Origin of the sequence: Butyricicoccus sp. OF27-2pH9A, from assembly GCF_027693185.1 — a bacterium.
GTDB lineage: Bacteria > Bacillota > Clostridia > Oscillospirales > Butyricicoccaceae > Agathobaculum > Agathobaculum butyriciproducens.
Window position 1 is genome coordinate 72,832 of record NZ_JAQEXK010000006.1, and the last position, 23,191, is coordinate 96,022.

The following is a 23,191-nucleotide window of genomic DNA, read 5'->3' on the forward strand; positions in this document are numbered from 1 at the left end:
GGTACACGCCCCCGGTTTTTATGAATTTGCTCCGCAAATTCTATTAAATGCGTGCTGCCGCACGAAGCGTAAAAATTAAAATAATACTTTTTTGACAGACTGGAAAACCCGATTGCGTGTACGCAATCGGGTTTTTGCTGTATAAAGGATTATTGCTCCAATTTTGCCAGAAAGTTCTCCATATCCGTATCCTCGGTCATGGTGATGCGGTGCATGCTGTACAGCGTCTGCGGCATACCCTGCACGACCGCATTCACGCCCGGCTGGGTGGTGAACGTCAGCTCGATGCCCTGGCTGCGCAGCGCATCCATCGTCAGCGTGCCGTATGCGCCTTCCGGATAGGACAGCGCGTTGACCTTTTCGCCGGTGATCGGCTCGATGGCCTGCTGGCTCTGCTGGATATCAGCCCTGACAGCGGCTTCATAGTCCGCATCGCTTTCGCCGGGCAGCTGCGCGAGTGTTTCCCGAACACGGTCGTTTCCGTCCTCGAACGGCGGCCACTGGTGCATGTCATAGGTGTGGCTCTGGATGGAAATCAGGCCGGAATCCACCATTTCCTGCATCTCAGCCGCGCCGAAGTGCGGTGTCATGGCGTGGTCGGTATCCTTGTAGGTGTCCTTGCCGATGGAAACGCCGATGGCGAAAATGGTCGCCTTCATGTTGTATTCCTTGAGAACAGGGAATGCGTCCGCGTAGTTGCTCAGATAGCCGTCGTCAAACGTGAGAACGATGGGTTTCGCGGGCAGCGGTGTACCATTGTAGACGTAATCGCGCAGCTGCTCGAGCGAAATCGTGTTCCAGCCGGCATCAGAAAGCGCCTGAATCTGTTTGCGGAACGCCTCCGGCGAAATGGTAGCCGAGCCGCTGACCTCCTCGGTCAACTGGTGCCACGTCAGAACCGGAACCTTAACGGCGGTATCGTTGTCCGTGCGCGGTGCAGGACGCTGCGTGAAATAGTCATGCGGCGTGTCAGAGGTCACATAAGTGCCGAAATCCGACGGAATTGCGGTGATAGCAGGCGTAAAGTCAGGATACTCCTTCTCGGCAATGCGGGTTGCCATCATCTCGCCAATGTTGTTGCGGAAGTGCGTGCTGTCGTAGAAGAAGCGCGGCTCGCTGCTGACAGACGAGGACGAAAAATCCCAGTAATCGGTCACTTTGGCAAGAGATTCGTAGAAATTCGTGATATCCTCTTCGTAAAAGTTCTTGTAATAGTCGGTGTACACCGGAGCGGTCAGCACAATCAGATTGACGCCGTTTTCCTCGCAAACCTTGCGGATTGCGGCTACCGACTGCATGCAGGCTTCGGTCTTGTACAGGTGCAGCGGCTCGTGGTTGGGATAATTGGTGAATACCGGATAGGCGTTCAGATAATCCGCGGTAGAGCCGATCGGCTCTACATCACGCACGCGCTTGTCATATGCGCCGGTCTGCTCGTCGAATACGTCGAACGACTGCGGCATGAGCGTGTCTTTCTTCTTGTTCACCAGCTTCTGCCAGCCGTACCGCGGGTCCGCAAACAGAAACCGCGAGTAATACGACAGCGCGGACATATCCGGGTCGGTCTTGTAGTGCAGACTGTGGGTCAGCTTGTTGGACTCATCATCGTAGGTCAGTCCGTTGTCCAGATATACATTCAGCACCAGATTTTTGACCGTGTAGTTGTCGATCAGGTAGTTTGCAATCTTTTCGCAGTCCTTCATATCCGCGCCGTACATGATCATGTTGTAGAATCTGGCGTTCAGCATCTCGTTAAACGACTCGGTCGGCAGCGAGCTGGTGGACGAGCAGCCGAGGAAATACGAGTCGTACTCGTCATGGTGCTGCTCGAGATAGGAGATTTTCGCCGCACGCGGGTTGTTGGTCTCGTCATACGAAAACCACTGCATAAACCGGTCGCCGAACGCGCCGAACGGGTCGGTGACGTAGTTAAATCCGGCCAGCAGTGCGGCCAGGATCAGCACGATAACGGGCAGAGAAAGCACCCATTTTTTTGCGTTCATGCTCTGCCTCCTTAAAATTGCTTGTAGATGAACTCGGACGAGATGTATCCGGCACGGAAAATGCCGAACAGCAGCAGGACCACGAGCGAAACGGTCAGCACGGTCAGCTGCATGAGCGCCGGGCGCTCGTTGAGCCACGCCTGTACATCGGTGCCGCGTTCTTCAAAGAACTCCACGCCGTGGACGATGAGAATGCCGACAAAAATGATGATAAAGTCGGAAATACCCAGTCCAAGCGTCGGCACAATCGACGTAAACTCACTGAAATGCGGGTGCAGCACGGTCGTTCCGAGCAGCGTGAATACAGTCTTGAGACGCGGTGCGCGGGTGAAATAACGGCCGATAAACACCAGTCCGAACGTGCGGACGGTCATAAAAATGCGCCAGCCGGTCGATTTGTCGTTGATGTGCAGCTTTTCCTTCCACGAAAGGAAGCGGCGCTCCATCAGCAGGGAAGCGGTAATGAGGATACCGTTCCACAGGCCGAACGCAATGTAGCGGAAGTTGGCGCCGTGCCAGATGCCGATGATCAAATACACGATAAACGTAGCGGTCGAGGTGGCACAGATCTTGCCCATCATGCCCTTGAAATGCTTGCGCGCCCACTTGCCGAGCTTGCCGAACGGCTTGGAAAACGCCAGAGGATAGAACACATAGTCGCGCATCCACGCACCGAGTGTGATGTGCCAGCGGCGCCAGTAGTCGGTGAGCGAGGTGGAAAACAGCGGTCGGCGGAAGTTGAGCGTCATATCGATGCCGAACATGCGCGCGACGCCGCGTGTGATGTCGATGCCGCCGGAAAAATCGCAGTACAGCTGAATGCAGTAAAACAGAATACCGAGCGCAATGACAGCACCGCCGTACGGACAGTTCTCCATGATGACGTTGTTTACCAGAACAGCCGCGCGGTCGGCGATGACGATTTTTTTGAAGTAACCCCAGAGCGCCAGCTGAATGCCGATCTGCAGGTCGTCCCAGCACAGCTTGCGCTCTGCGGTAAGCTGCGGCGCCAGCTGATCGAAACGGCTGATCGGTCCCTGCACCATCTGCGGGAAGAACGATACGAACAGACCGTAGCGCAGCGGATTGCGCTCAGGCGCATATTTGCCGCGGTACACGTCAATGACGTAGCTCATGGACTGGAAAATGAAAAACGACAGACCGAGCGGCACGACAAAATCCCATCGGGGAATGTGATTGCCGAGCGTGGACGGCAGCAGCTCGAGCGTGAAATTCCAGTATTTCATCGCGTAGAGCAAGCCAAAACAGCAGACCGCGCAAATTACCGCGATCTGCCTCTTTTTGTGCTGTATTTGGGCCTTTTGCGCCTTGTCGGCAGGCTTGATGGCGTTATAGCGTCCGAGAATGAGTCCGGTTACCCAGGTCATTCCGGCCATCAGAACCACCCACGCAAAAGCCTTGACCGAGCCGGCCATGTAAAACGCCGCACTCGCCAGCAGCAGGATGCACCACTGTGCCTTTTTCGGCACGATGTAGTAGAGCAGCACGCTCGCAATGGTGAGTATGATAAACGAAGCGGAAGTAAAAGCCATTAGTCCTGCGCGTTCTCGATCAGTTCAACGATGGCGTCAACCGAGTTGAAGTTCTCCGGCGTCAGGTCGTTGACACCCAGCTGAACATCAAACTCCTCCATCAGCTCGGAAATAACGGCTACGATGTCGAGGGAATCGATGATGCCGTCGTCGATGATGGCAGTTTCGTTCTCAAAGTCGTTGCCCGGGCAGATCTCATTCAGAATTTCGATAATTTTTTCTCTCATGGTCGATTTCTCCTTTAATTATATTGCAGCACGGCGGAAGTCCATCCATCGGGCCGATAGCCGTGTTGTTCGTAAAAATGCTCGGCCGGAGCATTGCCGGTCCGCGCCCATACCTGACTTTTTGCACCGTCCGTTGCCGCAAGATACGCAGTGAGCAGTTCGCCGGCAAGACCTTTTCCGCGGCAGTCCGCACGCACGGCAAGGTGCCGAATCTCGGTCGAGACGCGGGAAACCGCAAAATGCAGCACGCCGGAAACGCCCTGTTCGTCCCGGGTGATAACGGTGTGGCCGGTTGCGAGGTTTTCACGTAGATCGTCCGCGGTCGGCAGACAGCCGGTGAGAGCGGAGAAGTGCTCACTTAAAAAGTGGGAAATATCCTTGAAATCCTCCGGCTTTGCAGGAACTGCGGTTGTTTCCAACGGAAATGCTTCCGGTTTGCGGGTACGCCGTGTGCGGCGCAGCACCTCACGAAAACCGAGAGCGCAGAACTGCTCGGCGGCATTGGCCATCGCCTCCGCGTCCTTGGCGCGGCAGGACAGCTCGGTCACAACCGGCCTGTCCGTCTCCGGCAGGGAAAGCACCGCGTTCGGGTGCAGATAAAACGTCATCACAAGGTGGTCGCCGCGTTCGCGGAACAGCAGAAGTGCGCCGTCTGCCTCGTGGATGTACAGTCCGTTTGCGATTTCGCGTGTGTAGTCCTCACCGCACAGAAAGTTGTTGGTGAGGACACCGCGCTTGAGCTGTGCGTTCAGCAGATCGGAAATCTGTGCGAAATTCTCAATCTTCCGCATGGATAAATTGCTCCTTCAGCTTGACGCGGTCGATCTTGCCGTTGGCATTCATCGGCAGTGCGTCCAGTTTTTCGTAGATGTTGGGCAGCATATACTTGGGTACCAGTCTGCGCATGGCACGCGCGAGTGCCGCGGCATCCGGTTCGCCCTCGTAGATGCAGAGGATGCGGTCGCGGCTGCGGTCAAACAGGCAGGCTGCAGCGGCGATGCCGTCCACGCTGTGCAGCGCGGTCTCGATCTCGCCAAGCTCGATGCGGTAGCCCATGTGCTTGATCTGTCCGTCCTGCCGCGACAGGAAATACAGCAGACCGTCGTCCTTCTTGACGGCAATATCGCCCGTGCGGTACAGAATATCGCGGAAATACGGGTTTGTCGGGTTTTGGATGAAGCATTCGTTCGTCTTTTCCCAGTTGCCGAAGTAGCCGCTGGCCAGTCCGCTGCCGCGCACGCAGATCTCGCCGGCCTCGCCGTCCGGAACGGGCTTGCCGTCCTTGTCGAGCAGCACAATCTGCATGTTGCGGCAGGCTTTGCCGATTGGAATGGCTTCATCGTCGCGGTAGTCGCGGGTGAGATGGAATGCGGCGCAGTCCACGGTGGTCTCGGTCGGTCCGTACATATTGACAACCTCGAGACCCGGAATCGCGGCCTTCCACGCGTTCACATAGCGCGCCTGCAGCGCTTCACCGCCGAGAGCGGCTTTGCACAGCGTGGGCGGTGCACATTTGCTCAGCGCACCCGAGCTTGCCACGAAGTGAAATGCGCTGGTCGCCCAGTTGATGGCGGTCACGCCGACACGCTCCATCTCCTTGAGCAGCAGCATCGGGAAGGTGAACAGCTTTTTCGAGAAAATATGGCAGGTTGCACCGAGCGAAAGGGTCTGGTACAGGTCCTTGCATGAAAGATCAAAGTAAAACGGTGCCTGATTGCCGAAAACATCGTTTTCAGTGTAGCCGCAGAACTCGCTCATCCAGTCGGTGAAGTCGATGACCGCACGGTGCGGAATGACGATTCCCTTCGGCGCACCGGTCGAACCCGAGGTGAACAGCAGGTAAACCGGGTCAATATCCAGCACGTTCTCACGGATGGACTGCAGCAGGTCTGCGTCAGCCGGTGCTGCAAAGCCCTCGTCCATCGAGATGAGCGGGGCACAGTCGGCAAGCGGCTCAGCCTGCTTGCGGTTGCCCTCGGCGTAGACGATAGCAACAGGATGCACCTGCTCGAAAATACGGCGGATACGCGCTTCCGGCATGTGGTCGTCGATCGGAACGTAGCAGCCGCCCGCATACAGCACGCCCTGCATTGCGGCAACGCTTTCGGCCGTGCGGCCGATCAAAACCGCGACCGGCTTGTGCAGCGTATCGACGGTCTTGGCAAGGTGCGTGCCCAGACCCTGTGCGGCCTTTAGCAGCTCGCCGAAGGTGAACACGCGGTTCTCATCGCAGAACGCAGGCTTGTCCGCGTGCATTCGGGCAGAGGATTCCAAATATTCGAGTACATTTTTTCTCATAGACATACTTCCTCATTATGATAGTCTATTTTATCATAGAGGGCGGAAAAAGTAAACGGAAAACGGCGGTCACGCCGGAGAATCCATCCAGTGCGCGGTTTCATCCATAATATCGTGCAGAATAAAAATATCGTGCAAGGTATCGCCGGTTTCCATTGAGTGGTTGGCGTTTTCGGTCAGATAGAGCGGAATGCCGATTTTCCGGCAGCCGTTCGTGATCATCTCGGTGTCCGCCCACGGATCGGCAGTGCCGTGAAAGGCGATGCCGGTCGGGTCGAGATAGGGCAGCGCCTGTTCAATCGGTGTGTAGTACACCTGCCGTGGATGAATGCCCTGACGGACGGCGTAGCGTGCTGCAATCGCGGTGCCGATGCTCTTCGAGAGGAAGAAAACGCGGTCGTAAGCGGTCCAGTCGATGGCGGCAAGCTGTTCCTCTGCGGCAGAAAGTGCGGCCTGCACAGCCTGTTCGATTTTTTCGGCGTGACCTCTCAAACCGGTCGGCAGAGCAGGATACTGCACCGCGAGCAGGTCGTAGCCGCGTGCGCGTGCAAGTTTTGCGCTGTAATACAGCAGCGGTTTGTCGATATGGTAGCCGATGCCGGGGAACAGCACGGCAAGCTGGTTGCTCATAGGTAAGGCTCCTTTGGGGAAAATGCAGGATTACTCCGCCAACTCCCGTACGGCGGCAATTGCGGTATCGACCTCATTTTCCGTGTTAAAATACGAAAAGCTGAAGCGAACCGCGCCCTGCTGCACGGTGCCGAGCGCCTCGTGCATGCGCGGCGCACAGTGTGCACCGGCGCGTGTGGCGATGTCATAATCGGCAAACAGCGCGTCCGCGACCTCGGCGGAGTCATAATCGCGGATGTTAAGTGCCACGACAGCCGCGCGTTCCGGTCGGGAGAAATCGCCGTAGACGGTCACGCCGTCAATGTCCTTCACACCGTCGTAAAACCGCCGCATGAGTGCGCGTTCGTGTGCTCCGATGGCCTGCACGGTCTGTTTTTCGATAAATTTCAGCGCGGCATGCAGTCCGGCGATGCCGTGCGTATTGAGCGTGCCCGCCTCGAGCCGTGCGGGATACGCCTGCGGCTGCTCGCGGTCGTAGGAGTGAATGCCGGTGCCGCCGCGGAGCAGCGGCCGAAGCTCTACACCCGGCCGGATGCACAGGCCGCCGGTTCCCTGCGGACCCATCAGGCCCTTGTGGCCGGTGAAGCAGAGCACGTCAATGTTCATGCGCTGTATGTCGATCGGTACCGCGCCTGCCGTCTGCGATGCATCGACAACCAGAAGGGCACCGTGTGCGTGCGCCATTGCACCGATTTTGGCGATATCGAGCAGGTTTCCGGTCAGATTGGATGCATGCGTGCAGACAACGGCCTTGGTTTCCGGTCGAAAGAGCGTTTCCATATCCTCATAGCGGATATTGCCCTGACGGTCCGCCGGTACAAAATCTACCGATACGCCGCGCATCTGCAAATCATACAGCGGACGGAGCACGGAATTGTGCTCCAGATCGGTCGAAATGACGTGATCGCCGGACGAAAACAGACCGTAGAGTGCAATATTCAGCGCCTCGGTGGAGTTCGCGGTGAACACAACATGGTCCGCACGCGGACAGCCGAACAGCTTCGCCAGCTTGCTCCGCGTTTCGAACACCATACGTGACGCAGAAAGCGACACGCCGTGTGCACCGCGCGATGCATTTCCTGCGGTAAGAATGGCGTTTTTGACCGCCTCTGCGACTTCAGGCGGCTTGTGCAGCGTGGTCGCTGCGTTATCCAGATAAATCATGATTTCCTCCGTCAGTCGAACAGTTCGACAAGAGCATGTGTCTCGAATCCGATGCCGGTTTCACGCAGAGCGTCGAGGAGCACCTGTTCCTCGCTTGTTTCGGCCTTCCATGCCAGTCCGCAGCCTGCGCTCACCTGAGAGGGAATCGGGATCATGCGTCCGGGCAGACCGCGCTGCGTGAACATGGCTTCTGCCGCGAGCGCCTGCTCGGTGGACACGAACGCGATGACCGCAAACGGTCGTTTGCGCCGCATCACGGGCGCAGAATGAGGTCGGCCTGCATCTGCTTCTCTGTGATGACGTACATGTTGGTCACGTCACCAACTGCCAGCTTGTCGGTCAGGCCATAGTGGTTGAGACAGGTACCGCAGGTCAGAATCTCCACACCGAGCGATGCAAGGTTTTTCAGATCCTCGAGCGATGCCGAGTCTTCGCAGGTCAGGCGTGCGCCGCCGTTGTAGAACAGAATCGTGCTCGGCAGGTGCTCCTGCTGGGTGAGCGCAAAAATAAAGCCTTTGATGAGAATGCGGCCCAGCTCCTCATCGCCCTCGCCCATGTGGTCGGCGGAAATGACAACGACTGTCTTTTTCTGCGCCGCCGGTACCGTGCAGGCAATCTGCTCATCGGCTTCTGCCTTGCCGATGGAATTTTCAGTCGTGATTGTCACGCAGAACTCCTTGTCCGAGCGTTTTTCGGTCGTGATCGAGCAGCCCTTGCTCTCCGCAAGGCGGGTCAGGTTCTGCACTGCAATTTCATTATCTACCAGCGTTTGAACCGTGCCCGCGCCCTTCAAATCCTGCAGCGCGTGCAGCGTTTTGATGACCGGAATTGGACATGTGTCACCGAGCGCATTCACTTGTACCATAATAAAGTTCCTCCTTTTGGGGATGTTCTGTGGATAGTATAGCACAATAAATCGCTGAAAACCATAATTTATCCATAGGATTGCGGAATACTGGGAGGAGAGGACGGTTTTTCTTGACGGTGTTCTCTTGAAAAGGGTAAAATTATAATGTATTTTACAAAAGTACGCAAACTTTATTCGCAAATCGCTTTTGTTCAATTATGCAGTATTGCCTTAAATGATAATTATCTATCCGTAACCTTATATAGAACACATTTACAGATATTACTTGCTTATTTGAACTGTGTTACCGGAACATTATCTATGGATAACCCGAATATCCAATATCTGATACAGAATCGTTATCTGATTGACTGACACGCCGAAAGGAGGCATAAGCATGCGATCCCACACCTACCTTGCCATCGACCTGAAATCCTTTTATGCCTCCGTGGAGTGCCGGGAGCGCAGGCTGGATCCGCTCGACACGCACCTTGTTGTCGCGGACGAGACCCGCACGGACAAGACCATCTGTCTGGCAGTCACGCCGTCGCTGAAAAGCTACGGCATTTCCGGCCGCGGACGGCTGTTTGAGGTACGTCAGCGCGTCAAGCAGGTCAACGCCGAGCGGCAGCGCCGTGCGCCCGGGCACACATTCACCGGCGCGTCTTACTCTGCTGCGGAACTGCGGGAAAACCCGTCTCTTGCGATGGATTTCATCATCGCACCGCCGCATATGGCGCATTATATGGCGTACAGCAGCCGGATTTATGCCATTTACATGAAATATGTCGCGCCGGAGGACATGGTTGTGTACTCCATTGACGAGGTGTTCATGGACGTGACCGGCTATCTGCAGACCTACGGCCTGACCGCGCGTGAGCTGGCGCGGAAAATCATTCTCGATGTGCTGAACACCACCGGCATCACGGCCACAGCAGGCATCGGCACCAACCTGTTTCTTTGCAAGGTGGCGATGGATATTGTCGCCAAGCACGTTCCCGCCGACCGCGACGGTGTGCGTATCGCCGAGCTGGACGAGCGCAGATTCCGGCACGAGCTGTGGTCATATCAGCCGCTCACCGATTTCTGGCGCGTGGGACGAGGCACCGCGAAAAAACTCGAGCAGTACGGCATGTGCACCATGGGCGATATCGCGCTGTGCTCGGAGAAAAACGAGGATCTGCTGTATAAGCTGTTCGGTAAAAATGCGGAGCTGCTCATCGACCATGCGTGGGGATGGGAGCCGTGCACGGTCGCGGATATCAAAGCCTACAAGCCGAGCACCAACAGCATCAGCACCGGGCAGGTGCTTGCGTGTCCGTATACAGCGGACAAGGCACGCCTGGTTGTCCGCGAAATGGCGGATCAGCTGGTACTCGATCTGGTGAGCAAGGGCCTGGTCACCGACCGGCTTGTGCTGACCGTCGGGTACGATATTGATAACCTGAACGATCCGGCACGGCGGATTAACTACCACGGCAGGACCGAGACCGATCGCTACGGGCGCACGCTGCCAAAATCTGCACACGGTACGCAGAGCCTCGGAGAACTGACCTCGTCTACGCGAAAGCTCATGGACGCAGCGACCGTGCTGTTCGACCGCATTATCGACCCGAATCTGCTCATCCGGCGCATGTATCTGGTGGCAAATCACGTCATTCCGGAATCTGACGCGCCCCAGCCGGCTCGGTGTGAGCAGCTTGACCTGTTCACCGACTATGCCGCTGAGCAGGAACGCAGGAGGGCAGAGCAGGCTGCACTCGAGCGGGAGCGAAAGCTGCAGCAGGCGGCGCTCGCCATCAAGGGAAAATACGGTAAAAACGCGCTGCTCAAGGGCATGAACCTCGAGAAAGGCGCGACTGCCATTGAGCGAAACGGAAAAATCGGCGGGCATAACGCATAATCGGAAAAACATGCTAAGGCAATGTAAATGAATTGCATGATTCTGCCTCTCCACTGACGTTCTATGTCGAAAATTCGACATTTCAGGCAGTCATCCTTGTATATGGCAATCAAAGGAAATATAATATATTCACAATAATATGGAGAATATATCTTTTCTGGAAGGATTGTGAAGCTGCAAGGCAGCTGCATACGGAGAAGGCAAATGAAAATTATCTGCGAAAAAGGCTATCACGCCGGAAATGTCCTGCGTCTGGTAGCGGAATATTTGGAAAAACGATATCCGGATGATATGATTCTGGATGAAAATATGGAAATCACGCTTTCACTCAAGAACGGTGAGAACGGTCAGCCCATCGTGCTCGGTGAAGAGGAACTGCAGCTGTCGCACCATACAGCCGACCATTCCGAGGACTACTATAATCATGATGTGCTGACCCATTTGTACACGCGCTGCAAGTACGAGCACGACCTCAAGGTCTTTCAGTTGGCGAATTATGCGCGGCTGACCTGCATTTATATGGATGCCGTCGGCCTGCATGAGATCAACAACCACTTGGGACATGAGGCCGGAGACCACATGCTGTGCTCGATTGCGGACGGGATTCGAAAGTATTTCCCGGATGACTGCGCGTATCGTATCGGCGGTGACGAGTTTGTCCTGCTGTGTCCGGCGCGTCAGCCGGAGGAGCTTGCAGAAAGCCTTGCGGCGTTCTGCGATACAATCCGTGAGATGGGGTATGAGGTCTCGGTCGGCGTGTCTGAGAGCACGGACAGACAGACGCTGAACGAGACGGTCAATCAGGCTGAAACGGCCATGCGGCATGACAAGATGGAGTTTTACCGCAATAACGGCGGTATCCGTCAAATGCGCATCATCGATGACAAGCTGGAGCAGCTGCTCATCAAAAAGCAGGATGTTACCCGTTTTCTGCAGGCCATCGCGCCGCTTTACAGGGGAGTGTACATGGTCAATGCCAAGCAGGATACCTGTCGGTATATCTATGTTCCGCCGTATTTTAAGACCATGCTGGAGAATAATCATCATGCGTTTATGTCTTCCGTGCGTGAGTACTGCCGCGAACTGGTTCATCCGGAGTATTATGACGAATTTGCAAAGCTGCTGGATTACAGCTATATAGAGGAGCAGATTGCAGCGCATGGTTCGCTGAAGATGACCTATCAGATACGGGACGGCAGCCGGGTACATCTCAAAATCACCATGGCCGACCGGAGTTCCGCAGAGGCCCATGAGCTGCTGTGGATTTTTCTGGACGAAACGCAGTAGAAGAAAGCAGGTAAAGTATGTCCGCAATCGACAATCGAAAATACGCCGGGATTATGAATCTGCCGCATCATGTCTCCCCAACCCGTCCGCAGATGCCCATGAGCGACCGTGCGGCGCAGTTTTCGCCGTTTGCGGCGCTGACCGGGTATGCCGGTGTTATCCGTGAGACAGCGCGGCTGACCGACCGCAAAATCGAGCTGGACGAGACCATGCTGACCGCACTTAACGAGCGGTATCGGCTGCTGCTTTCCGTGCTCGATGCAGAACCCGAGGTGGAGATCACCTATTTTGTGCCGGATGAACGCAAATCCGGCGGTGCATACCGCACAGTTTCCGGTGTGGTCAAAAAGGCGGATGAGTTTACGCGGCGGCTGACCCTGACAGACGGCACGGTGATTCCGATGGAGGATGTGCTGATGTTGGATGGGGCAATATTTGGACAGGATGAATGAGAAAATCCACGCTTTTCACAAAGAAAAGCGTGGATTTTTGTACATTCAGTGCAGAGCATCCAGTTCCTCCTGCAGATACCGGAAGAACAAACCGGCGTGGTATCCATCTGCCACCGCATGTGCAATGGTGATATTGACCGGCATATTGACCTTTTCGCCGCATTTTTCGTATCTGCCCATGACAACGATGGGGAAGTATGCAGGCTGTCCGTCCGCGACGCGGCTGCCGCAGCCGGTAAACGTCGTCCACGGCGTACAGGATACGCAGTAGAAATTCGCAGGCTGATTCGGCTTGGTCTTGATGCCCTTGACATCCTTATAGGTCTCCATATCTGCGGTAATGGCGTTGTAAAACGTGGGGAAATCCTCGGAAAAGTCCGTCCAACAGTCGGAAAACGTGCAGTCATCCGGATGAAAGAACGTGAAATTCGGCACGATTTTATCCCAGACACAGAGTTCGTTGTCCGCGTTTTTGAACATGCGGAAGTTCTCGATGCGGCCCAGCGCCTTGGTGACGCAGTAAATCGCTGCTGCGTAGAATTTATAGCCGTGTGCATGACAGAAACGGAGCAGGTTTTGCACATCCACCGGCGCCGTCATATTGAATTCAACCTTGAGAGCCTCGGTATAGTAGCGGTAGTGCTCACGGCGAGGCCAGCTTTCCATATCGACTTTTTTGAAGGCTTGCATAGCGTTCTATCCTTTCCGAATCCTGCAGGTACACGCCCTGACTTTTTGGCATTTGCAAAGCAAACGCTATTCATGCGCACTAACGCACGAAATTCAAAATATTGATGATACGACTTGTTCAATAATCTTGCTGCTGTCAAATCTGCTGCTCCGCGGCGAACTGTGCCGCGCCTGCGGCAGCTTCCTCACGGCCATCGGACAGCGTGAGCGGACAGCCGAAGGCTGTCTCAAAGCGCTGCTGCAGATACCGGTTCTGCCGCAGACCGTTGCCCGAGCCGATCAGCCTTTTCAGCGTACCGCCGGCCTGCTGATATGCGGTGTACATGCGGTGCAGCTCGTCGGCCATGCCGTCCATCACGCCGTAAATCAGGTGTAAAGGCGTGAAATTATGCGTTGTAAGACCGGAAATACTGCCGGTCAGGCTGCTGTCCGTGCGCGTGCCTTCAAACAGGGTGCAGACGGCAGGCACATCATCCGGACGCGGATTTTCATTTAGCAGACGCGTCATTGCGTTATAGCAGCTATGCACTTCCGTGCCGAGCATGGACGCGGTGGAGCGGAAAAACTGCTCGAGCAGCGCGTAAGCGCGTCCGCCGCACAGCGAAGCACCGGTCAGAAGATAACCGCCGCCCGGCATGGGACGGGTCTCTAAGCCGTCTGCCTGCAGATAGTGCGGCGCAAACACGGAAAACTGACTGCCGGTGCCGACATTCACAAGCATTTCGGCGGTTTTGTCGCGCACCGAGCGCAGAAAGCTGGCTTGATTGTCACCGATGGCGGCACAGACAGCCGCATTTTGGAAGTGCCCGATTACCGGTTCAGCGGCAAGCTGCGGGACAAAGTTCGGGTCGATACCGGCTTTTTGCAGAGCGTTTTGGTCGAAAGCGCAACGTTCCGCGTCGAAAAAGCCGATGCTTGCGGCATTGCTGGCATCCATGCGCGGCGCAGCCAATCCGCACAGCCGCATGGCAAGGTAGTCACCGATGGTGCAGCAGGTGACGGCGGCGGGCGGCACAAGTCCGGCGGCAAGGTTGTACGCGTGCGTTACCAGACCATAGCCTGCCGCGGCAAGGTATCCGGTCACGCACGTGAGATACTGCACCCAGCTTTCGGTTTTGCTGTGCGGCAGGCTGCCGCGTGCGTCCTGCCAGGTGTACAGCGGACTGACGGCATTGCCGTCCGCGTCCACATACAGAATGCCGTGCATTTGCCCGGTCACGCCAATGGAATGAATATCCGGATAGCGTTCAAATAGCGTTTCGATAACAGAAAGTGCGGTTTGCGTGATCTTTTCCACGTCCTGCTCGCGTGCGCACGCCAGTGCAGACGGAATAAAGGCACCGTTTGCCCGCGTTTCGCTGGCGAGGAACTGCTCGTCCTCGAGCACAGCCGCGCTGATTGTTGTGGTGCCGATGTCAATGCCTAATGTTTTCATGCTGGGTTCCTCGGTTCGACTGATGGTTCTGTCAGCAGTATAGCACAGCGGAGCGTGTATGAAAAGAAATTGCGCACAAATTTGTCCACAAGTTTGTGGATAATTTACCGACTTGAAAAACGAGTTGCACATGCTATAATAAAGTCGCAAAACAGAGAAAAGGGGAGCGAACAACATGGACCGAAATTTTCTCAAGCAGAGCATTCGGCGTGAGCTGGACTATTACAAGGATGGTCTGTTCAACGAGGATGAGGATGAATACTGGGAGCGTGCATGGGCGGCGCCGGACGATGACGACAGCATGGCGGAAAACGGCTTTCTCAATGTAGCGATGGCGCATCTGCAGGGCGATGAATGCGACGAAATCGTGCTGCTCGGCACGGAATACGGCTATCATGAGCCGGATTACGACAGCTATATCGACATCGGACACGCCTTTGTCAACGATATGGGTACCGGTTTCCTGCAGACCGAGGGCACCGAGGATGACTGGGAACAGCTGGTTGACGATATTGCGGAAATTCTGGATGGAAAGACGGAGTAGCTTTCCGCTGAGTTATCCACATTGCTGTGGATAAAATAAAAACGCTCGAGTAATCTCGAGCGTTTGAGGCTGTCGAAAAACTCCGTTTTTCGAGCAGCCTCTCGATTGAAACCACGCTTTCAATCGAATCTTGACGAAAAGCCGCGCCCTACGGGCCCAATTTTTCGTCCCTTGTATAATTCCCGAGGTACACAAGGTGAATTGCCGCATAGCGGCAAGAGAGGGTGGTCTGGACCACGCCCCCGGGAATTATGAATTTGCTGTGCAAATTCTATTTTATGCGTGCTGCCGCACGAAAAGTAAAAACGATAGATTGACTTTATCGACAGACTGAAACGCTCGAGTAATCTCGAGCGTTTTTATCGTCATGGGAGGGGGTATTTTACAGCACCTGCGACATCAAAATCGCGCAGATCATAATCGGAATATTAAACGCGATAAACGTTGGGATACAGGTATCGCGGATATGGTCGTGCTGACCGTCGGCGTTGAGACCGGAGGTTGGGCCGAGCGTGGTATCGGACGCGGGCGAGCCTGCATCACCGAGGGCAGCGGCGGCTGAGATGAGCAGAATAGTAGCCGGAGTGGAGAACCCAAGCGAGCTGCACATCGGCACGAACAGCACAGCCAGCACAGGCACAGTGCCGAACGAGGTGCCGATACCCATCGTCACCAGCAGACCGATGAGTGTAATGACAACCGCAGCGACAACCTTGCTGCCGCCTACGGCGGAAATACCGGCGTTTACGAGCGCGTCAATGCCGCCGGTGGCCTTGATGACCGAGGCGTAGCCGCCTGCCACCAGCATAATGATGGCAATCTGACCCATCAGACGGATACCGCCCTCGATCTGCTCGTCAATGTCACTCCATTTGATAGCGCGGAACACGATGATGATGATCAGGCCGCACAGCGCGGAAAGCGCCAGATCCTGACTGATAACCTGCACGACTGCGACAACAATCGCGGCGGCAAGCATGACATAATGGCGATACTCGAGCTTTTCCGAAATTACCTCGGCAGCGGAGGTGTCTGCTTCAATGTCGTGGTAGTCACGCGGCTTGCGGTACAGGACAAACACGGCGATGAACAGACCAATCAGCATGGCAACGCCAATACTCCAGTTGGCGGCGGTAACGTCCTTGACCGTTACAGAAAGACCGTTTTCACTCAGATTATCCGCGATAACGCGCTGGAAAATCAATCCGAAACCAAACGGAATGGTGATATACGGCGCTTTATGGCCGAACGCCAGTGCACACGCAACAGCACGCCGGTCAAGCCGCATACGGTTCATCATGCCGAGCAGCGGCGGCACGAGAATCGGGATATACGCGATATGCACCGGAATGAGGTTCTGCGACAGGCAGGCAACGAGCGTCAGCACACCGATGAGCGCCAGCTTGTGTCCGCCGAGCAGGCGTGACAGCTTTTTCGACAGAATATCGGCCAGACCGGTCGTGGCGATGCAGGTGGCAAACGTGCCGAGCAGGATGTACGCCAGCGCAGTCGTAGCGTTGCTGGCAAAGCCGCCGGTCAGCAGCTGCATAACGGTTTGCGTGCCCTCGGGCGCGTTCAGCAGCGGGATACCGCCGGCCATGCCGCCGATGATGCACGCGATGAGCATGGACAGCAGCACATTCAAACCGGTCAGGCACAGAACACAGAGCACCAGTACGGATATCGTGACCGGGTTTGTGAGCAGGCTGAAAAGAATAGACATGTATCATTCTCCTTAGAAACAAAAACCGCATGCAGCGGGACTTGCACACGGTAAAGTATTGAAGTTTTTCTTATTGTAGCAGAAAAAAGCCAAACCGTCAAGAAATGTTTCTTATCGAAAGAAGTTATTGGAAAAGCAAACGGCACCTGCGGGAAACAGGTGCCGAAAAAGGATACTATATATAAATAGATATACCGGAAATCACTGGCGGCGCTTAAAATCCAGATAGCCCTGCAGGATAAGCGTTGCTGCAACGGCATCGACGCTCTGGCGGTGCTTTTTTTCCTTTTTGCCGCTGCGGTGCAGGATTTCGTGTGCGGCGACCGTCGTGCGGCGCTCGTCCCACAGCACAACGTGCAGTCCGGTGCGCTCCTCCAGCTCCTTCGCCAGAGTCTCGCACTTCTCGGCACGAGGGCCAACTGTGCCGTCCATGTTCTTCGGGTGGCCGAGGACGATCTCCTCAATCTTGTTTTCCTGAATGAACGCCGCCAGCTTGTCCACCAGCTTGGCGTAATTCCACTCGTGGATCACGCTCGGCGAGCCGGCCAGAAAGCCGGAAGGATCGGAGATCGAAAGGCCGGTGCGGGCGTCTCCGTAATCAATGCCCAAAATACGCATAGTCATACTCCTGTTTCTTGGGCAGTTTTTCAAATCGGTGTTTTCTGCCCGTGTGATTACCCTGAGTATACCATAAAAAACGAAAATAATCAGCACTTTTTCAGAAAAAATGCTTGACCGCAAATCCCTCACATGCTATACTAAAAACACCTATGCAGGTTCTTTTTTTGCGCCTATTTTTCGTGTGTCTGAAAAGTTGACGTCGGAACGCTGACAGAGGGAGGCAATTAGCTTCAAGCCGTGTCACAGGGATACGGAAACGAAGCGAGATATTAAAAGGAGGTGCCGTTATCTATGCGCGTAAAGATCACGCTGGCCTGCACCGAGTGCAAGCAGAGAAACTATGACACAATGAAGAACAAGAAGAATGATCCGGATCGTCTGGAAATGAACAAGTACTGCCGTTTCTGCCGGAAGCACACGCTTCACCGCGAAACGAAGTAAGGGAAAGGAAGTAGCTTAATGGCTGAAGAAACCAAAGCGAAAAAGCCCGGTCTCTTTGCTCGTATCGGCAAGTGGTTCCGCGAATTGAAGAGCGAATGCCGTAAGATCGTCTGGCCCACCCGTGAGCAGACGACGAACAACACGCTGGTCGTTATCGCCTGCGTAGTCATCATCGGTATTTTCATCTGGGTGCTTGACATCGTATTCGGTCTTGGTGTCCAGACGCTGCTTAAACATTTCGCCGCCTAACTTAAAAGGAGGCAACAATGTCAGACGCTGCAAAATGGTACGTTGTTCATACGTACTCCGGCTACGAAAACAAGGTAGCCTCTTCGATCGAAAAAGCGGTCGAAAACCGCAAGCTGCATGACCTGATCCAAGCCGTCAACATCCCGACCGAGAAGGTCGTTGAGGTAAAGGACGGCAAAAGCCGCGAGGTAGAGCGCAAGCTGTACCCGGGCTACGTGCTCGTTAAGATGATCATGACCGATGAAACCTGGTATCTGGTTCGCAATACGCGCGGCTGCACCGGTTTTCTGGGTCAGGACAAGTCCGGCGGCTCCAAGCCGATTCCGCTGACTGAGGAAGAAATCATCGCAATGGGCGTGGAAAAGCGCGAGATCGAGGTAAACTACGCCGCAGGCGACAGTGTTCGCGTTATCGACGGCGCGCTGGCAGGCTTTATCGGCGTTGTATCGTCGGTTGAGCCGGATAAGAACAAGGTAAACGTAACCGTTTCCATGTTCGGCCGCGAAACCCCTGTCGAGCTTGAGCTCGATCAGGTTGAAACTCTCGACGAGTGACAATGAGCGGAAGATAGATTTCCGCATTTACGGCAAGTGGGAGAGTTCCGTGCCAATTAGGAACTCGCCAGCCACCACATTTTTTGAAGGAGGAACCTTTCAACATGGCACAGAAAGTAGTAGGTTATATTAAGCTCCAGATTCCCGCAGGCAAGGCAACCCCGGCTCCCCCGGTAGGTCCGGCTCTCGGCCAGCACGGTGTAAACATCATGTCTTTCACCAAGGAATTCAACGAGCGCACCAAGAACGATGCCGGCATGATCATTCCGGTTATCATTACGGTTTATGCTGACCGTTCGTTCAGCTTCGTTACCAAGACGCCTCCGGCGCCGGTTCTGATCAAGAAGGCTTGCGGCATCGAGTCCGGTTCTGCTGTACCGAACAAGACCAAGGTTGCAAAGCTGTCCAAGGCTGACTGCCAGAAGATCGCAGAGACCAAGATGCCCGACCTGAACGCTGCTTCCATGGAAGCTGCTATGAGCATGATCGCGGGCACCGCCCGTTCGATGGGTATCACCGTCGAGGAGTAATCTCCGGTTTTTATTTGTTGTACGAAGCTGCGGCTATCTGCCGCATACAGTGGGAGGGTTATTCAAGTTCCCGCTTAACCACTTAAGGAGGATTTATTGTGCATAAAGGTAAAAAGTATGTAGACAGCGCAAAGACGATCGACCGCACCAAGCAGTACGATCCGGCTGAAGCGCTTTCCACCGTTGTTTCCACCGCGAAGGCTAAGTTCGATGAGACCATCGAGCTGCACGTAAAGCTGGGCGTTGACTCCCGTCACGCTGACCAGCAGGTTCGCGGCGCTATCGTTCTGCCCCACGGCACCGGCAAGCAGGTTCGCGTTGCTGTATTCGCTAAGGGCGCAAAGGCTGACGAGGCTCTGGCTGCAGGCGCAGACATCGTTGGTGCAGAGGACCTGATGGAGCGCATCCAGAAGGAGAACTTCTTTGAGTTCGACGTAGTTATCGCTACCCCGGACATGATGGGCGTTGTAGGCCGTCTGGGCCGCGTGCTTGGTCCTAAGGGCCTGATGCCGAACCCGAAGGCTGGTACCGTATCTATGGACGTTACCAAGGCTGTTCAGGAGTCCAAGGCTGGTAAGATCGAGTACCGTCTCGACAAGACCAACATCATCCACTGCCCGATCGGCAAGGCTTCCTTCGGCGCTGAGAAGCTGCAGGACAACTTCGACGCTCTGATGGGTGCTATCATCAAGGCTAAGCCGGCTGCTGCAAAGGGTCAGTACGTTCGTTCCTGCGTTGTTGCTTCTACCATGGGCCCCGGCATCAAGGTAAGCACCGCAAAGATGATCGGCTAATTCAATAGCATTTTACTCGGCGGTTTTCCGCTGAGCGTCAGAAAGACAGACCGATGATTTCGATTGTTGGTCTGTCTTTTTGTAAAATAGCGTAGATTTTTACTGCACCAGACAGCGTGTGCCGAAAAATACGAAAACTCTCTTGATTTCAGAAAAATAGTAAGAAAGGCAGGTTAATTATGCCCGGTTTAGTCTTAGAAGGCGGAACCTTCCGCCCGGTATTCTCCTGCGGCGTGATGGATGCGCTGCTCGACAACGGCATCATGTTCGATTACGTCATCGGCGTGTCCGCCGGCATTACCTATGCGGCGTCGTATCTCTCGCGGCAGCGTGAGCGCAACATTAACATACTGCGGCAGTATCGTGGCGACAAGCGCTATTTCGGCGCGCGCAACCTGCTGCACGACCACTCCATTTTCGGCACAGATTTCGTGTTCGATACCATCCCGAACCAGCTTGTGCCGTTTGACTGGGACACATTTCACAGCTATCAGGGAAAATATCTGGTCGGTGTCACCAATGCAAAGACAGGCAAAGCCGAATACCTCGACGGCATGCGCATGGACCGTCCGTGCACGATGCTGCGAGCGACCTGCGCCATCCCGATCTACTTCCCACCGGTGCAGATGGACGGCGAGACGTATTACGACGGCGGTCTGGCCGACCCGATCCCGATTCTGCGCAGCCTGCACGACGGCAACGAGCGCAATCTGATTGTGCTTACGCAGCCGGAAAGCTACCGCAAGACGCTGACGCGCGGCGTGGAGCTGACCGCAAAGTGGCTGGAGCGCAAATATCCGGCAATGCCCAAGGTGCTGCTTGAGCGTGCCAAGCACTACAACGAGACAGTCTGCTTCTGTCACCGACTTGCGGAGAACAAACCGCAGGACATCGTGCTCCTTCAGCCCGAAAAATCGCTGAACAGCTTTGAAAAAGACGTGAAAAAGCTGGAATGGGGCTATGAAATGGGGTATAATATGACGTGTGCCCGGATGGAGCAGATCAAAAATCTGTTCCGCTGACGGGTTTTGGTAAAAGAGAAATATTTTAGGGGGAATGAAAAAACGATGCAAAGCAACAGAATCATTCAGGTAGAGGAAAAGGTGCCGCCGCGCCTGCTCGTGCCGCTGTCCATCCAGCATATGTTTGCGATGTTCGGCGCGTCCGTGCTCGTGCCGTTCATCTTCAAGATGAACCCAGCGATCGTGCTGTTCATGAACGGTATCGGCACGCTGCTGTTCATCCTCATCACCAAGGGCAAGGCACCCGCGTATCTCGGCTCGTCGTTCGCATTTATCGCTCCGGCGACCATCGTTATCAACAACTGGGGCTATCAGTACGCGCTTGGCGGCTTTGTTGTCGTGGGTGCGTGCGGCTGTGTGCTCGCATTCATTATCTATAAGTGCGGTACGGACTGGATCAACGTCGTTCTGCCGCCCGCAGCCATGGGCCCGGTCGTTGCGCTGATCGGCCTGGAGTTGGCAGGCTCAGCGGCTGAAACCGGCTGTATTATCGGTAGTGGCGTAACGAGAGGCACGGTCATCACGTTCCTCGTAACGCTGGCCGTTGCGGTATTCGGCAGCGTGCTGTTCCGCGGCTTCTTCTCGACTATCCCGATTCTGATCGCCATTATCTGCGGCTATATTGCGGGTGTGCTCACCGGTGTTATCAAAACCCAGACCATCATTGATGCGCTGCACACCAGCTTTATCTCCATCCCGAACTTCCAGACCCCGAAGTTTGACATCAACGCCATCCTTATCATTCTTCCGGTCATTCTGGTTATCGCAAACGAGCATATCGGCCATCAGCTCGTCACCGGCAAGGTCATCGGCCGCGATCTGCTGAAAGATCCCGGTCTGCACCGTTCGCTGTTCGCGGATAACTTCTCGACCATGATCTCCGGCTTTATCGGCTCGGTGCCGACCACCACCTACGGCGAGAACATCGGCGTTATGGCAATCACCAAGGTGTACTCCGTGCGCGTGATCGGCGGCGCGGCTGTGCTGAGTATCATCTGTTCGTTCGTTGGTCCGCTGGCGGCGCTTATCCAGACCATTCCGGGTCCGGTCATCGGCGGTATCTCGTTCCTGCTGTACGGCATGATCGGCACCTCCGGTCTGCGTATTCTGGTTGATAATCATGTGGATTACAGCAAGAACCGCAACATGATCCTGACCTCGGTTATCTTTGTTACCGGCCTGTCCGGCGTGACGCTGGCGCTGGGCGATGTATCGCTCTCCGGCATGACACTCGCCGCTATCGTTGGCATGATCATGAGCCTTGTGTTCTATGCGTTCGATAAGTTCCATCTGTCGAATGATGCGTAAATGAATCGAAAAAGCGTCTGCGTGAGCAGACGCTTTTTTATTATGAAAATCATGAAACAGGTGCGGAATCGGACGGATCAGCTTGTGCAATCGCTTCCAGATGGAGCAGGGTTTGATTTAACATATTTAACTGTGCCGGTCCGATCGACGTCAGAGCAAATGGAAGCGATGGAATAGCAGAGAAACGCTTTTGAATCTTGATATCGGTATCACAGCCTGCATATGAAATGCTGAATTTAGTCTCGGTTTCAAAGATATTTCCTAATATGCCGGAGGTCTGAAGGTTTTTCCACAGTTCAGATACCGCGGTATGATTAGAAAAGTCTAATTCTATATATGGATGATTGGGATTCTTGATTTGAATAACGATTGCTAATTTGTCATAGACCGTTTGCCCGGCGGCATGCTGTTCGGCGGTGCCTTGAGAAATGCCGCCTTTCGTTTTCCTCTGCGTATAGTCGTGCGCGGAAGTAATAAGCTGTGCCTGGAGAATATCGGAGTAGGGGAGAGAAAAACACTCAAATGCTTCTAACGGGTGGGCATTTGTGCATTGAAGGGCATGTAATTCCGGCAAATCCTTTGTTTTATAATAGAGTAATTGCTGATTGGCACTGTCCAGAATAATACCTTGCGAACCGGAAAAATTGATACGGCATCGATCAATAACAGCATGGGAGGGGCATGTAATTTCTATGCTCCAGTCACATTTGCTGCCCTGTGTCTGCAAATGTTGGTATAAGGCGGTATAAGCTGCTTCTAACCATTTAGGTAAGTCTCGATTAAACAGATGTACAACATCCTGTCGTGCCTCGTCATGAAGCCACTTGTTGGATAGTATGGAACGAAGGGCAGCATAGATTCCCCGGAGTATGAGAGCTATGATCAGACATACTAAGAGCGTTAGTAAGATTACCAT

General features: G+C 54.7%; 25 protein-coding genes. 11 read left to right on the forward strand and 14 right to left on the reverse strand.

Annotated elements, in window-relative coordinates; all coding sequences use genetic code 11:
• Positions 1-149: 149 nt before the first annotated feature.
• The 9 genes from PG722_RS06560 to yedF all read right to left on the reverse strand — a co-directional run bounded on the left by PG722_RS06560 (position 150) and on the right by yedF (position 8,740).
• Positions 150-2,003, reverse strand: a complete 1,854-nt coding sequence (locus PG722_RS06560) for a polysaccharide deacetylase family protein (RefSeq protein ID WP_270580018.1) — start codon at positions 2,001-2,003, stop codon at positions 150-152.
• Between the two features lie 11 nt (positions 2,004-2,014).
• Complete coding sequence (locus PG722_RS06565; RefSeq protein WP_270580019.1) at positions 2,015-3,556, reverse strand: MBOAT family O-acyltransferase; 1,542 nt, start codon at positions 3,554-3,556, stop codon at positions 2,015-2,017.
• Entirely contained in the window at positions 3,556-3,783 is a 228-nt protein-coding gene (locus PG722_RS06570; protein WP_110435814.1) for an acyl carrier protein, read from the reverse strand. Before PG722_RS06570 ends, PG722_RS06565 begins: the two co-directional genes overlap by 1 nt.
• 14 nt (positions 3,784-3,797) lie before the next feature.
• Positions 3,798-4,574, reverse strand: a complete 777-nt coding sequence (locus tag PG722_RS06575) for a GNAT family N-acetyltransferase (RefSeq protein WP_270580020.1) — start codon at positions 4,572-4,574, stop codon at positions 3,798-3,800.
• Positions 4,561-6,081: an amino acid adenylation domain-containing protein gene (locus PG722_RS06580; protein ID WP_270580021.1), complete on the reverse strand. Its 1,521-nt coding sequence runs from the start codon at positions 6,079-6,081 to the stop codon at positions 4,561-4,563. The genes PG722_RS06575 and PG722_RS06580 overlap by 14 nt, the downstream gene beginning before the upstream one ends.
• Positions 6,082-6,150: 69 nt before the next feature.
• A complete protein-coding gene (locus PG722_RS06585; protein ID WP_270580022.1) occupies positions 6,151-6,711 on the reverse strand; it encodes an alpha/beta hydrolase in 561 nt (186 codons plus the stop codon).
• 30 nt (positions 6,712-6,741) lie between these two features.
• Positions 6,742-7,875 carry an aminotransferase class V-fold PLP-dependent enzyme gene (locus tag PG722_RS06590; protein WP_270580023.1) on the reverse strand — a complete coding sequence of 378 codons (1,134 nt, stop codon included), beginning with the start codon at positions 7,873-7,875 and terminating at the stop codon, positions 6,742-6,744.
• An 11-nt stretch (positions 7,876-7,886) separates the two neighbouring features.
• Complete coding sequence (locus tag PG722_RS06595) at positions 7,887-8,129, reverse strand: DUF3343 domain-containing protein (protein WP_118286080.1); 243 nt, start codon at positions 8,127-8,129, stop codon at positions 7,887-7,889.
• On the reverse strand, positions 8,129-8,740 hold the full coding sequence (yedF, locus tag PG722_RS06600) for a sulfurtransferase-like selenium metabolism protein YedF (protein WP_270580024.1): 612 nt from the start codon (positions 8,738-8,740) through the stop codon (positions 8,129-8,131). Before yedF ends, PG722_RS06595 begins: the two co-directional genes overlap by 1 nt.
• 379 nt (positions 8,741-9,119) lie before the next feature.
• Between yedF and PG722_RS06605 the strand changes: the two genes are divergently transcribed.
• The 3 genes from PG722_RS06605 (at position 9,120) to PG722_RS06615 (ending at position 12,364) form a co-directional block, all read left to right on the forward strand.
• Positions 9,120-10,625 (forward strand): Y-family DNA polymerase, encoded by a 1,506-nt coding sequence (locus PG722_RS06605; protein ID WP_270580025.1) that lies wholly within the window; start codon positions 9,120-9,122, stop codon positions 10,623-10,625.
• A gap of 204 nt (positions 10,626-10,829) precedes the next feature.
• Positions 10,830-11,912 (forward strand): GGDEF domain-containing protein, encoded by a 1,083-nt coding sequence (locus tag PG722_RS06610; protein WP_270580026.1) that lies wholly within the window; start codon positions 10,830-10,832, stop codon positions 11,910-11,912.
• 17 nt (positions 11,913-11,929) lie between these two features.
• Entirely contained in the window at positions 11,930-12,364 is a 435-nt protein-coding gene (locus tag PG722_RS06615) for a hypothetical protein (RefSeq protein ID WP_118360871.1), read from the forward strand.
• A gap of 45 nt (positions 12,365-12,409) precedes the next feature.
• Here the strand turns inward: PG722_RS06615 and PG722_RS06620 are convergent, their stop codons facing one another.
• Positions 12,410-13,054 carry a CatA-like O-acetyltransferase gene (locus PG722_RS06620; RefSeq protein WP_118360870.1) on the reverse strand — a complete coding sequence of 215 codons (645 nt, stop codon included), beginning with the start codon at positions 13,052-13,054 and terminating at the stop codon, positions 12,410-12,412.
• Between the two features lie 136 nt (positions 13,055-13,190).
• The gene (locus tag PG722_RS06625) at positions 13,191-14,489 is read right to left on the reverse strand and encodes a sedoheptulokinase (protein WP_270580027.1); all 1,299 of its coding nucleotides are present in this window, start codon (positions 14,487-14,489) and stop codon (positions 13,191-13,193) included.
• Positions 14,490-14,664: 175 nt separating this feature from the next.
• Here PG722_RS06625 and PG722_RS06630 point away from each other — a divergent pair, with 175 nt between their 5' ends.
• Complete coding sequence (locus tag PG722_RS06630) at positions 14,665-15,033, forward strand: hypothetical protein (RefSeq protein WP_116705445.1); 369 nt, start codon at positions 14,665-14,667, stop codon at positions 15,031-15,033.
• A 382-nt stretch (positions 15,034-15,415) separates the two neighbouring features.
• On the opposite strand, the gene PG722_RS06635 is transcribed toward PG722_RS06630, so the two are convergent.
• Both PG722_RS06635 and ruvX read right to left on the reverse strand, forming a co-directional pair.
• Entirely contained in the window at positions 15,416-16,756 is a 1,341-nt protein-coding gene (locus tag PG722_RS06635) for a Na+/H+ antiporter family protein (protein WP_270580028.1), read from the reverse strand.
• Between the two features lie 201 nt (positions 16,757-16,957).
• Entirely contained in the window at positions 16,958-17,374 is a 417-nt protein-coding gene (gene ruvX, locus PG722_RS06640) for a Holliday junction resolvase RuvX (protein ID WP_188886717.1), read from the reverse strand.
• Between the two features lie 294 nt (positions 17,375-17,668).
• On the opposite strand from ruvX, the gene rpmG reads away from it, so the two are divergent.
• The 7 genes from rpmG (at position 17,669) to uraA (ending at position 22,275) form a co-directional block, all read left to right on the forward strand.
• Positions 17,669-17,818: a 50S ribosomal protein L33 gene (gene rpmG / locus PG722_RS06645; protein ID WP_110435831.1), complete on the forward strand. Its 150-nt coding sequence runs from the start codon at positions 17,669-17,671 to the stop codon at positions 17,816-17,818.
• An 18-nt stretch (positions 17,819-17,836) separates the two neighbouring features.
• Positions 17,837-18,067, forward strand: coding sequence for a preprotein translocase subunit SecE (secE, locus tag PG722_RS06650; RefSeq protein ID WP_110435832.1), 231 nt, complete (start codon positions 17,837-17,839; stop codon positions 18,065-18,067).
• Between the two features lie 17 nt (positions 18,068-18,084).
• A complete protein-coding gene (gene nusG / locus PG722_RS06655) occupies positions 18,085-18,621 on the forward strand; it encodes a transcription termination/antitermination protein NusG (RefSeq protein ID WP_110435833.1) in 537 nt (178 codons plus the stop codon).
• A gap of 104 nt (positions 18,622-18,725) precedes the next feature.
• Positions 18,726-19,151 (forward strand): 50S ribosomal protein L11, encoded by a 426-nt coding sequence (gene rplK / locus PG722_RS06660; protein WP_270580029.1) that lies wholly within the window; start codon positions 18,726-18,728, stop codon positions 19,149-19,151.
• A 98-nt stretch (positions 19,152-19,249) separates the two neighbouring features.
• Complete coding sequence (rplA, locus tag PG722_RS06665; RefSeq protein WP_118360867.1) at positions 19,250-19,945, forward strand: 50S ribosomal protein L1; 696 nt, start codon at positions 19,250-19,252, stop codon at positions 19,943-19,945.
• Positions 19,946-20,124: 179 nt separating this feature from the next.
• Entirely contained in the window at positions 20,125-20,967 is an 843-nt protein-coding gene (locus PG722_RS06670) for a patatin-like phospholipase family protein (RefSeq protein WP_270580031.1), read from the forward strand.
• 45 nt (positions 20,968-21,012) lie between these two features.
• Positions 21,013-22,275, forward strand: a complete 1,263-nt coding sequence (gene uraA / locus PG722_RS06675) for a uracil permease (protein WP_270580032.1) — start codon at positions 21,013-21,015, stop codon at positions 22,273-22,275.
• A 49-nt stretch (positions 22,276-22,324) separates the two neighbouring features.
• On the opposite strand, the gene PG722_RS06680 is transcribed toward uraA, so the two are convergent.
• On the reverse strand, positions 22,325-23,191 hold the full coding sequence (locus tag PG722_RS06680) for a hypothetical protein (RefSeq protein WP_270580033.1): 867 nt from the start codon (positions 23,189-23,191) through the stop codon (positions 22,325-22,327).